Consider the following 12,880-nt stretch of genomic DNA (forward strand, 5'->3'; position numbering starts at 1 on the left):
AGAGCTATAAGTATTACCAGCCAAGATAACAGTTTAGCGTTGCTTTTTCATTTTCCACACTGAAAGTTCTGTTAGCGTTGCTGCAACCTACACCGACTAGATAGCAGCCGTGGAAATTTGGATTGGGGGAACAGACCCCTGCAATTTCTCTTTGCTCAGACTTTCTAGGAAAAAGAACCACCATAAGCAACGTTGGATCTGTCAGTCTATTTATAGGAGTTCTCTACTCCAGCGGGTAGTGACTGCTTCAGCAATCATCCCAATATGTTTGACACTCAAAAATAATTATTTATAGTCATTTATTCTCTCCTTTAGAATGAAGTTTAATCATCATTTTTTGATGTTATTAATAATTTATACAAAATAGTTAGTATAAAATTGCCATTTTGGCAGGTTTTAAATAAAAAGTATAAAGTTTTTCTAAAAACTAAAAAACTGCCATGCTGTAGATATGAAATCAGCATGGCAGACACTAAGCAACAAAATCAACTGTCTATCAGTATCTATTGACTCCAACGAGTTTGTAATTAAAGTCACAGAATTTTAAGGGAAAATATCGATTTTTTCTGGTTCCATTTCAGGATTGGTGGATTCATATTCGTGAACTTGTGTTGTTAACCACTGTTCCAAATTCCCACCACGGATTTCTGTTTTTTTCTTGCCAACTACCTCAAGATAAGCTAAATCTTTAATTTTGCTTAGGCAACTTGCTGGTGTCACATGGCTTTGGGATCTTTTGTCGGAGGGTAGCTTAGCAATTTTGATATTATCGTTTTGCTGTTGATTTGACCTACTAACGTGGGTATTCTCTTTAAGCAGCCGATTGTAGGTGCGGTAGGGAATGTAATGTAGAGGATTGTAGCCAGCAAAACGTAGCATGAGAACACAAGCCCAGGAATACTTACCAGCAAGAATTGCCTCAACGACTTGGTCAAATTGTTCGGAAGGAAGTTTTTTATCTAAGTTTCTAGTACCCGAAATCTGTTGATTCATAGTGTTCATATTCTGGTAGAAGTGAATGAGTTTATCAGTTTGTTAGGTTGTTTGTAGCCCAATTGACAGTTTATCAATTGTTCTCTGTATGCAAATACGGAAATTGCTTCAAGGAAAATCTCACCGATTCCACGGTGGGGAATTATTTTGCAGTGGCTGTTTGATCTGCTTTTAATTTGATAATTTTTCTCTTCTTTGTGATATTTTTACCAGCCAATCCAACTTTAAATCGATGTATCTCAGTTAATGTCTTAAGGGGTTTAGCAGTTGGAAAAATAGATACGGCTGTTTTTGAACTCGTGCTGAAATCCTGCTTTACAGATGTATCGAGATGAGTTTGCACTTTTTTAGCTTGCAAGTGAGTCATTCCCTTCGCTAATTTCTGAATTTGCGTTGGCTTTAGTCGTTCTGATGGCTGTACTGGTATTTTTGCGTGTGGTTCGAGCGTGTCTAATGCTCCTAAACCAGCTTGTTTTTCTTGAGCCTTGAGTGAGGCGCTCCTTTGAGCCAGCATCCGAGTCTGAGCCATCAAATCTTTGATGTGCTTGAACTGCATTTGGTCAGTTGCTAAATATTGCGTTTGCACTTCAACTTCTGCACCCAAGAGTGCGCTGTCTAATTCTGCGACGGCTTCACTCGTTTTCAACTGTTGAGCGTCTTCTACCTCAGTATTAACGACTTTGCCCAAATGTTGTAGCTGAAGTTTCTCAAGCTTGCTTAATCCTACAAATTTTCCTCGAACTTGATTGACCTGTTCAATCTTTCCTGTCCACGCCCAAACGACTACAACCGTAAAAAAAGCTATGCTCTTGGGCGTGACTAGATGAGCAAGGGTTAAAGGTAGTTGCTCGAACAACGCCTGTAAGGATGTAGACCAATACCCTATATTCTTAGAGGCTGTTTCAGGGTTTGTAACTGTGGGGGTATGTGTATCTGTAGATGCTTTTGGTAAACCAGCTTTTGTTGAAGCTACATGACTTTCGTACATGAAAGCCTTTTCAGAAACCAAATCAGAGTAGGAATACAAGTTGTGAAAATTCATTGCTGAATTCTCTGCTTGGCTTGAGGTTTCGATTGCATTTAACCTGATGATACTGTTCATGCTCTGTCCTGATGATCCCAAACCTGACTTTCTATTCAAGTCTTTTTGCTGCTAAGCCGGAATGATGTTATCTCGCTATGAAATGCAGCAGCTCATTTGTAAAAAAGCAATGTATACAGACGGACACGATACAAGTGAGGATAATGAGTCTTAAGAGTTTTCTTTGAATACCGCTCAGTTGCTGGTGACTAATCGACTGTAACTTTTGCTCAGCGTTGCCACAGGCTTAAGTTTACTTTCTCTGTGTCATATGTCTGAAATGAAAAACTCTTCGCCTGGCTTTCAGTAGATACTTTTGTGTTTGATTCAAATTTCACTTACTCCTAATTTAATGTCTTTTTTTTTGGTAGATTTATATTCCAATTTTATACCAAATAATTAGGAGTCATTAAGTAAAATCGCATACTTTTTAGGGTTCTAGAGAAAAATTGCTCATCCCTAATCGTTAATAACCACATTCGTATTTATACTATTTTTTTTGGTAAATGTCATCTGCTTAATCTGCATTTTTTCAAGGAATTTTACTGAAGTGTTTCTATATTTACTTAAGTATTATTCCGTTTACGTTTTGTCCCTTACTTGTTAAATCTTGGGGGGTTATACCCCTCATCCATAATTGCTCTAGAGGTTTTATATTCCCAAGGCTTATGGATTTTTTTACTCTTAGTAAATATCCTACTACTTTAAAAATATATCAGCATAAGTAGCAATTAGACAATCTTTACTAAAGTCAAATCATAATAATCCTTTTTACCTTTTCCGGAAAATGTCTTCTTTTCGTGATGTGAGTTAATCTGCACGCAAATTAAGGCTTTGCTTTTCGTATGTGATTGCAAATTTACAATGAATCTGTTATGGATTTGGCACAATAATCAATTCATTTAATACTGGTATTAAGTTGTTTCATGACCTTTATGTGGTATAATTTCAAAGATTTATCAAGTAGGTGTCTTGGATATAACAAAACACTTCTTCAGGGTTTTTAACAAAGCAAAAGTAGCAGGTTGCAACTGTGCATAATGATTTACTTTTTTATAAAAAAAATAAATATTGCCCAGGATGTTCCTAACTAGATTTAGTAAATATTTGCGCCTATTTTCAAATCTAACTGACATAGAGCAGTACAGGTATAAGGGCTATAAGGATGTCAGGTATGAAGCTCTACACCCTTATGCCCTGTCTTCTCGAGTACTGTGGAAAGAAAGCAACTTTGTATAAGGTCACGACTTACGCAAAATGATGAAGAAACCAACCGCGTAGATACGAAGTGGGGTGCCGAACGCGAGTGCGTCTTTGTCAGGAGAAGGCATAGGAAATACCCGTGCCTCTGAAAGAGGAGCTTTGTAACGCCCTTGGCGTGCTGTAGGCTAGGGCAGGTTCAAAGTAGCGTCTCGTAATACCAAGTTGCGTTCAAAGAGAGAATTTTTGGAATTAACCGCAGAGGACGCAGAGGAGGACACTTCTGTGCGGGGGTTCCCGAGGACAGTTGCGAGGAGGGTTTCCCTCCGGGGCAAACTGTCCGTCCCGTTGAAGAAAGTGTCCGTAACACAGAGAGGAAAAGCAGAAAGTTACCTGTATGAATGCAACTTGGTATAAGTCCTGCGGACAGGCTATACCAACGCGCAGCGTCTCCGACAGGAGAAGAGAAGAAATAGGAGTTTCACGACTAGTTCTTGCGTAAGTCCTAAAGTTTATAGATGCAATTGCTGCTGAATGAAGTGGTTATAAAGACCGCCAATGGTCATTAATTCTTGGTGAGTACCATGCTCTACGAGGCTACCTCGGTCTAAAACAAGAATGCAGTCAGCATGGCGAACAGTAGAAAGACGATGGGCAATGATAAAGGTGGTGCGAGCTTCACTAGGAGCAGCAACACTGACGCGACTAAACCGAGCTATGTTTTCTAAAAATTGAGGCTCAGATTCTGTATCTAGTGGGCTGGTGGCTTCATCCAAAATCAAAATTCGTGGGTTTCTCAGAAGGACACGAGCAATTGCTATTCTTTGTCGCTGTCCACTCGAAAGCGTTATTCCCCCTTTTCCGACTCGGGTGTTGTACTCCAGAGGTAGCGATTGGATAAAGGTGTGTGCTTCTGCTAGTTGGGCAGCGGCTATAACTTGCTCTAGGGTATATTCCGAGCTATAAAGCGTGATGTTTTCTAAAATAGTTCCGGAAAACAAAAAACACTCTTGTGGTACCACGCCCAACTGACTTCGCAATGATTGAGGTGAAACATGAGCAATATCATGTCCATCAATTAAAATACGTCCGGTGTTGGGACGATATAAACCAGCAAGCAAGTTCACTAGAGTGCTTTTCCCTGAACCGCTGGAACCGACAATACCAATGGTTTGCCCTGCTTTGATTCTGAAGGAAACATTTTGCAGGGTGTTGCGTTGTTCATATTGACTAGAACGGAAAGTGACATTTTCAATACAAACATCACCGCGAATTGGGGGTAACACCAGTAGTGGTTTTTGAGGATTTTCTTCTGGTTGGGCAGTTAAGACATCGTTGAGTCGTTCGATAGAGATGAGCACTTCTTGGAACTCATCCCACAACCGTAGCAACCCTAAAATAGGGTTGATTGCACTACCGATGAGCATATGAAAAGCGACAAATTGACCAACCGACATCTGTTGGTGAATCACCAACGTTGTTCCATACCACAGCACTGCTGTGTTCCCAAAGTGATTGATTACGCTCTTTGCGAGTTGGAACTTATGAGCCAGTTTTTGAGAGTGAAACCGCGCTTCCAGCATATCCGTGAAGCGCTGCTCCCAATACCAACGCAATCCTTGCTCAGATGCTGCTGTTTTGATTGTGGAAATACCAGTTACTATTTCAACCAGTGAAGAGTTTTGTGCTGCTGATTTCTTATAGGTTTCCCGTGAGGCTGTTTTGAGAAATGGACTGACCCCCAAAGTCAAAACTACGATCGCTACAAGCAACACCAACACCAACAGAGTCAGTTGCAAGTTGTAATAAGCCATCAATCCCAGGTAGACAACCGCGATCGCACCATCCAAGACAGTACTGACAGTTTGACAGGTAAGAAACAGTTGAATTTTTCGGTTTTCCTGAACACGGGTGATAATATCCTCTACCTGACGGGATGTAAAAAACTGCAACGGTAATCGCAGCGTGTGGCTAATAAAGCTACCCATCAATGTTGTGTCGATGCGGTTGGAAAAGTAGTTCAGTAGGTACTGACGTACTGCTGTTAAGGCAATGCGCCAGATACCAAAGATGAAGAAGCTAATAGCAAGGACATTGAGAGTGGCTAGGCTTTTTTGTGGCATAGCTTGGTCGAGAAGCACCTGAGCATATATAGGTGTTGCCAACCCAAACACCTGCACTAGCGCTGAAGCAAGAATGATTTGCCCCAGTAAAATACGGTGTTGCCAAAAAACCTGCCAAAAACCCAAAAGGGAAATTTTTTCGTCTTTGAACGCCTTGAAACGTTCGGTAGGCGATAAGCAAAGAGCATATTCTGTCCAATTCTCTTCAAACTCTTGGCGAGTGAGCGATCGCTTGCCAGTTGCTGGGTCACAAATCAACACGCGATCGCCTTTGACTTGCCAAACGACAACATAGTGAATTCCTTGCCAGTGAGCAATCCAGGGACGATTTTGCAACTCCAACACATTCAAAGAACCCCGTACTGGTAGTGCTTGATATCCCAAATTTTGGGCTGCATCTGCTAAGTCTGAAAGCGATGCACCTAGACGGTCTGTCTGAGCTAAATTCCGCAACGTATTCAGGCTAAAACGTTTACCCCAGTACCGGCTAATCATCGCCAAACAGGCCGCGCCGCAATCTGATGAACTCTGTTGTTGAATGAAGGGTATTCGTCGCCACAACCGCGTTATTGAGGGGTGGCGAGGAATTCCTTCTTGAGAAAAGTGAATATCTGCTATCGTTTCAGCAGCTTTTGAACTCTCTAACTCTGGGTTGAGGGGAGGTGGGGCTGTGGGTAGAGATTTTTGAATTTTGAATTTTGTACACGCCCCCTGGGCGGCTCTTTCAAGGGTATTTTGAATTTTGAATTGCTCCGTCCCCTTATCCTCTTCCTCGCACTGACTAGGAGATAATTCCGGGGCGATTGCGCGGAGCGCACTGCCGGAGGCAATCGCCCCGAAAGACTCCCAATGTTCTACGCTTAGCTGGTAGACTTGCAAGTCCGTTTCAGCGCTCCAAGCTGGTAACTGCGTCTGAGGATATCCCCAGCTATTTCCTAAGCCTGGTGGCTTTTCTGCTTCTTGAGTACAGATTTTTCCACTTATCAGCCAAAAGCGCCCTTCTTTAGGGGGAGTCACTTCGCTCAAAGATGAGCCAGCATCTATCTTTTTTTGTACTAAATAAGGTAGGAATTGCCGCAGAGCATAACTTTTTTGCCAGCATAACTCAGTGCAAGTTTTAAAGAAAATTAACGCTTGACGCTCAAAAACGACTTGCTGTAAATGGTTTTGCAAATTAGGTATTCGCTCTAGCCAAGACACGAGGTTAGAAATGCTAACTTGCGCCACACAACCATCACTAGCTGCAATTGCCCGATATGGTAAAGGTTGATTGCAGAATAAATGGTCTGCTCCAAAAGTTTGCTGAGCTAAAAGCAACTGAGTTGATACTTCTTTTCCAACGGTTGCATCAAACCCAAGCAGTCGCACTCGACCTTGGCAAACTAAGTAAAGAGCATTCTTCGTGTCTTGGGTTTTTCTACCCGGATTGTAGGTAGTTAAATCGTCACCTAGCTGAAACTCACGCACAACCCAAACTTCACTAAAATCTGATACTAGAGTCGTATCCTCGACAACTAGCCTCAAAAAGTTGAGGATACTAGGGCTTGCTGTGGGACACTCCTGTTTACTGATGGAATTCTGCTCTGCCTGAGCTCTTAACGACGAAAAAGAGTTCATCGTTTATCAGTGGGTTTACAAAAGTTTTGAATTGAAATAAACTGATTTCTTGAATTGTCAATAGTGAACATTTCTTTTCCTTGGATTACTAGTTATTTGTGTGTTTAAAACTAGCAGTATTTAGATTGTTCAACAAAAAATTCCTTACCCTGAGTTTATAAAACTCAGGGTTATTCGATATATTCTATGATTAGTCTCAAATATTATTTCTGTAGTTAGTCGCTCAAGTCCGGAAAATAGACGAAAGAAATATTATATGACAGATAAAAACGACTTGAGCTATTAGGTGCAGAATCTTAATTTTACATAACAGATAACGAACAGTTGTAGGTTGCGTTTGGAGTTTACCGATTATCCCAACCGTGTTGACAGTGGGGCAGTAGCGGAAGATGACTCATGACTCATCACCAAATAAATTGCCCAAATTGCCATAGCCCGGAGGTAAGTACTGGCGCGGAAAGTTCCCACAGCAGTGATGGCTTCAGGTGTGCGGAATTGTAGCCCATTATCATAAACTTGGTGCACTACAGCATCTGCCATTCTAAAAGCCTCATCTTTCATTCCCATTTGCACTAGAATTGCAGCTAAGCCAAAATTTATCCCTGTCCAAATTTCCAAAGGATGAGTTGCCTTGGGGTTTTCGGGTGAACCGTCAGGACGAACACCGTTAGCCGCACCAAACTTGCCATTGTAAAACTTGAGGAAGCAAGCATCGTAAATTGTTTTTAAGGCAGAGAGGCTGTGCTCAACAGGTACAATATCTGGCAACGCCAACAGACGAGCATAAAATTGCCCACATAATTGGTCTGCCATCACCACATCAGATCCACTCTCACTATCGAGTCGATAGTATTGCCCATTCCAAAGTTTTTCTTGGTAAATAGGGCGAGATTGTGCAAGCCAAGTTTCATAGATAAACCTTTGCTGCACCAACTCCTGTGTGTTCTGGGCACTTGTGCGGTTCAATAAAACATCACAAATCGCGATCGCCGCCTCCAACGCCGCTAACCACAACCCACCACAATATGCACTGACTCCCAGCAAGCGCCAGTCGTCAAAAGTTTGGTCAGGCGCACCAGAATTTTCCGGAATGCCATCCCCATCTTTATCAAACCTCTTGAGGTAATCTAGAGTTTGCACAATAGCATTCCAACACTCTGCAAGGAATTCCACATCATCAGCACCTGTCAGTAGAAAGTCTCGGTATACTTGCAACACAAAATCACAACCTAAATCTTTCCACAGGTTGCAATCTTGATAACTTGTATAATTTGTTTTTTCCCAAACGTGTTCGTTGGGTGCGCCTAAGTCGTGAGGCGTTGCGCCTGCTGCTTTACGGACTGCCATCGGGCTTTCCGCACCTATTGTGTAATAGTAGCCAATAACACGAGGCGTTTCGTCACTCTTAGGTATTGCCCGTGCAAAGGCACGAATCACCGCCTTTTCTAGTTCTGGAAACAGCATCAGCAGGGCAAAAGAACCGTAAAGGCGCACATCCAAACTTTCATACCAGCGGTAATCTAAGCACTCTAGCACGGCGAACTGACCAACTGGGTCACGCTTTGTTGCCGCACTCCAGAGAGTTCCACCACTGGTGAGGTCATAAAGCTCATTGAACAAAGCCATTTTGAACCAGTTGGGTAAGTCTTGGCGATCAAGAATTGGCTGTTGCCAAGATTGAATCTGCTGTTGCCAAGTTTGGTATTGAGCTAAAGCAGAGGATGCGATCGCCCAAGCATTCTTACCACTTCGACCAAAAAAGTCGGTATATCTGCGGTAATATGTAATCTGGGATGCAAATTCTGTAACAGGAAAATCCCAAGCAAGCGCAAAGGGGATTTCGAGAGTTTCGCCTGGTTGGAGAGTGAAACGCAGAGCAAGAGCCACCCCTAGCTGTTCACCCTCTGAACAAGGAGTATCATCCACGTAATTGGGCAAAGAGCCATCTTGAGCAAAGCTTTGCCACACATCATCACCCGTACCTATAGGGTTCCACCGGGTATGGTAAAAGAACTCCACTTTGGGATGTTTGGGCGTGGCAATACACCACTGTCCCTCTCCTTCCTGCACTGGTTCAGTGACACCAACCCGAGCCAACTCAAAGCCAATAAATTCAGTATTTTCAACTATCAAGTTAAAATTACCTTTACTTTCGCCTAAGCGTGGTTGGTATTCATAAACTGGACTACCATCATCGCGCAAGCGAACCTCAGGAGACTTCAAAGCATTGGTAAACCAGCCCACCATATTTTCCCAGGTGAGCATGATGCTAAGAGCGATCGGTGCATCAGTAGGGTTGTGTGCAGTCCATACAAAAACTGCTACTGGGTAGCTCGTTTCTTGATAATTTCCCGCCCAAATAGGAGAGAACTGCTCGCAGGTTAAGTTTGCTTGAAAGACTCCTTCATAAACAAACCAGCTGCGAGGGTACAGGGCGTGATAAGTTCCCGTCAAAAATTGGGATGATGAAGTGAGGTTTTTCTGCCCAGATCCACTTGCTGGATACCACTGCCATGATGTCAGGCTGCCATCTTCAGGAGGTTGAGTACACAAAGCATATGCTTGCGAGGATGAGCCAAATGATTCAAACACACTGAATTGACAGGCGGGGATGTTTTGGAAAATATGTTCACCGCCATCAATGTGCCACAAATTAAAGTCTCCCCGCGAGGAACGACCAATACAACCTGCACCAAAGCCGCCTAAAGGCATTCCGTGCCAAGGACCATCATCAATATTGCTGGGATAGCGGACTGTGTAGGGTTTGTCCCAGCCTAAACCGATGGGACGACTCCAAGTGCAAAAGGGAATGACGGAAGATGGCAGTTTTGTCATCATTTAATTATACAAGGTTCAGTGTATCCGTTCCTACATTCGTAACTGATACTCAAATTTCTAGATTACTCTTGATCCATGTCAACAATGACTTGTAAATCAGCTTCTGGCATCAATCGCCGTAATATCGCAAGATGACCATCCGCATCGCTGCGACTGCGAAATCGACTGATCACAGTTCGCTCAGTCGGTGAAAACCAGCGCACAACAGCCCAAGGTGCAAGTGCAGTACGATATGTTTTAGTTTGTCGCATCAATCAGAAAACCTCGCTTTTATGACCACCACAGCAGTTGACATTGCAATCAATAGATTGATGTCTGTTTCTTTTTTGGATAGATAATAGTCAGCAGATGCTTATGACTAAACATCAGCTCAATCTCTGCATTCTGCGGTAACAAGACGCAGCGCATTTCCCAAAGCTTCACTCTGCTCGCGCACTTCATAGTTGCGTGACGCAAGCGGTTAGGATATGGCTCTAAGGCAAATATCTATGAGAGGCGTTAGCTGGTAATGCCTGCCTTACGATGATCTTTCAACTCACACGAAGAAGTGTTAATAATTTTGTTTGTGAACACATAATGTGAACACTTCCGTGTTAATATATCTATGAACAATTAACTCAAATCACCAGCGAAAACTTTGAGAGAAAAGCCTTGATGTCACTCATAGATAGTTGAGTCGTCAGTTTCATCCAAGTTTTCATATTGTCGGTGATTGGGAAACTAAGAAGAAAGTCTCCACACTTTGATCATTCAACTATGTTTGCTCGTGAGCGAAAAATTTCCCTGAAAACGCTTACTAAAACTACTTGAGCTTTAGATTGTAAATGTTAAGGGAATTTTTTACGAGCCACTATCAAAGCGACGCTTCATAGCAAACCGCTCTGCTTAGATGTCTGCATCAAACTAAATGGAACCTTAAACCAACCAGAAAGCTACTGAGGCTTAGGGCAATATACAACAGATGATTATGTAACCACTTGCAAACACAAACGCTCCGATGAACTTCTTAAATTGATTGTAGACCCAAATTGTTTGTACAAGAGAGAGGGGTTTCAACCCACATTTGTATCTGCAAAAATTCCACAACCAATGCCGAAGCACTTGAATGACCTGTAAAGGTGCCGAGGATAGCTGCTAGATTTTGTTTGGCGCTTTGCCAAGCAGACAATACTAGTCCCGCTTGCTTTGAGTGCAAATCATGTGGCGTGGAAATTTGCTGATTTTCCAGTCGAGGGGATGATGTTTGCTCTTTGCTAGAAATAGCGCTGACCTTAATTGCAAAACGACAATCCCAGATAGATGCTTTCTTGCTCAAGTGTTGATTAGCTAATGCCAGTATCTTTGGGCAGAATCTTCCACTGCCGCGTTCATCACTGATGCTCACACGATGCTCCCCGATTATCTGAATTCGCTTAACCACATTTACATCCCTAAAAAAGAAGAACAGGAAAAAAGGAAGTTAATCAAAAAACCAACATTCGTACTAGTGAAAATCCTTACTAGTTAAAGCTCTCAAAGAAAGCCCCAGGTGAGAAGCCTGGGGAGGATGCAAATCACAAAGCCATAACGATGAGCGCTCTGACGGTGCCCGTGCAGTACTAGACCCAGTCGTTAGCTGGGAAGAGGAGGTTTTAGCCTTGTGATGTGTGCTTTTTGGTGCAATAACCTATTAACAGATAACATACTCCTTAGAAAATGAATAGAGTTGCCAAAATGCCAAATTAAGGGATACGGGGCGTAAATAAAAATGTGGGTAATGACCCCTACACCCCATACCTCTAAATTCGGTTACAGTAAATGTGCAGCGGTATTATTTCAAATCCAGTAAACCGTTTTCTTTCAACTTAGGATTGAAGCGAATTTGTGTTTGTAAACCACGTACTTCTAAAACTGTTATGATTTCAGCCTCGACTCGCCTTGCTACATTTTTAATGATTTTGATTTGCGCCATTTCATCATTTGCAGGATTGTGATAATTTGCCTGTTCTTCAGCCGTCATGACTAGTTTGACATCTATCGGCTGTGTCCATCTGTCTTTGCTATCTGCATTTCCCTCAGGCACACTGCCATTTTCAGCAATCCAAGCATGCTCGATGTTTTCTAAAACCGTGCGATTGGGACGTTCAATTGTTTGAGCTTTCACCCAATAGCAGTATTGTGGTTGACGTACTAAATGCTGCTTTATGCTGAGATAAACATCACGGGAATATCCTACAAATTGCAGGAGTTTGTCTTGGTCAAAAATCGCGTATACCCCAATTTTTCCCTGTAATTGTTCGGGTAATTGACCGTTATCGTCAATGAATGGAATGTATTCCAAACTTGCTAAAGCAGGAATATTAGTTTCTGTGGTCATAACTTAAATTCAGAAGCAGGAGTTTTGATAATTTTGATGGAAATGTTAGTAGTTAGTCATTATGTTTGCTAACGCTAACTAACTAATAACTAACAATTTTCCGATAAATTGCACAAAGGCGACTGGGTTTGGAAATCTTCGCCTGGAACATGAAATTTGGCGGAACATTAATGAGCACGTACTCATCAGAGTCATAATACTTTTCAAATTCAGGTGGCATACCTTTAGGAGTTTCCGTACTGTAAGGAACAGGTTGAAAAAGTAATTCTGTCAATTCAAGCTTTTCACACTTCAAGTGTTGACAAAGTTGGTTTAAGAAAGCAACACCTGTCAATAGTTTGAATAATGTTTCTTTCGCTTGTGGTTCCAGAGTAAAACTCGCATCGAAATTTTCAACGATTTTTAAAGCCATTTGACTTGCAATGATTTGTTAAGATCTGAAAGATGATAGGGCATTGGAGACATTTTAATACGTCGTTAGCCTTCAATAAAAAGCCACGAGCAGACAAACAAAGTTGCTCAGACAGCCTAATACTTAGGAAATCAAGCCCCTGTCTCATATCCTAAGTCCTATTTTGAGGGTCAAAAACTATGTTGATGAATAGTTTTACCCAGTTTTAACCGACTCGAACCACTATCTCTGCAACTGATTCCGGAGCGATGCCCCTTTGG

General features: G+C 42.1%; 7 protein-coding genes and 1 pseudogene. All 8 read right to left on the reverse strand.

Features of this window, described 5'->3' with window-relative positions:
- Positions 1–496: 496 nt before the first annotated feature.
- Positions 497–993, reverse strand: a pseudogene (locus ACM0OZ_RS07390) (HetP family heterocyst commitment protein).
- 142 nt (positions 994–1,135) lie between these two features.
- Complete coding sequence (locus ACM0OZ_RS07395) at positions 1,136–2,035, reverse strand: hypothetical protein (protein ID WP_414582145.1); 900 nt, start codon at positions 2,033–2,035, stop codon at positions 1,136–1,138.
- 1,751 nt (positions 2,036–3,786) lie between these two features.
- On the reverse strand, positions 3,787–7,014 hold the full coding sequence (locus ACM0OZ_RS07400) for a cysteine peptidase family C39 domain-containing protein (protein WP_414582146.1): 3,228 nt from the start codon (positions 7,012–7,014) through the stop codon (positions 3,787–3,789).
- Between the two features lie 351 nt (positions 7,015–7,365).
- The gene (locus ACM0OZ_RS07405) at positions 7,366–9,849 is read right to left on the reverse strand and encodes a GH116 family glycosyl hydrolase (protein WP_414582171.1); all 2,484 of its coding nucleotides are present in this window, start codon (positions 9,847–9,849) and stop codon (positions 7,366–7,368) included.
- Positions 9,850–9,914: 65 nt separating this feature from the next.
- Positions 9,915–10,103, reverse strand: coding sequence for a hypothetical protein (locus ACM0OZ_RS07410; protein WP_414582147.1), 189 nt, complete (start codon positions 10,101–10,103; stop codon positions 9,915–9,917).
- Positions 10,104–10,858: 755 nt separating this feature from the next.
- Positions 10,859–11,272, reverse strand: a complete 414-nt coding sequence (locus tag ACM0OZ_RS07415) for a hypothetical protein (RefSeq protein WP_414582148.1) — start codon at positions 11,270–11,272, stop codon at positions 10,859–10,861.
- Between the two features lie 390 nt (positions 11,273–11,662).
- On the reverse strand, positions 11,663–12,208 hold the full coding sequence (locus ACM0OZ_RS07420; RefSeq protein WP_414582149.1) for a GIY-YIG nuclease family protein: 546 nt from the start codon (positions 12,206–12,208) through the stop codon (positions 11,663–11,665).
- An 82-nt stretch (positions 12,209–12,290) separates the two neighbouring features.
- Entirely contained in the window at positions 12,291–12,620 is a 330-nt protein-coding gene (locus ACM0OZ_RS07425) for a hypothetical protein (RefSeq protein WP_414582150.1), read from the reverse strand.
- Between the last annotated feature and the right edge of the window lie 260 nt (positions 12,621–12,880).

This window comes from Scytonema sp. PCC 10023 (genome assembly GCF_963920835.1).
Classification (GTDB): domain Bacteria; phylum Cyanobacteriota; class Cyanobacteriia; order Cyanobacteriales; family Nostocaceae; genus Kalymmatonema.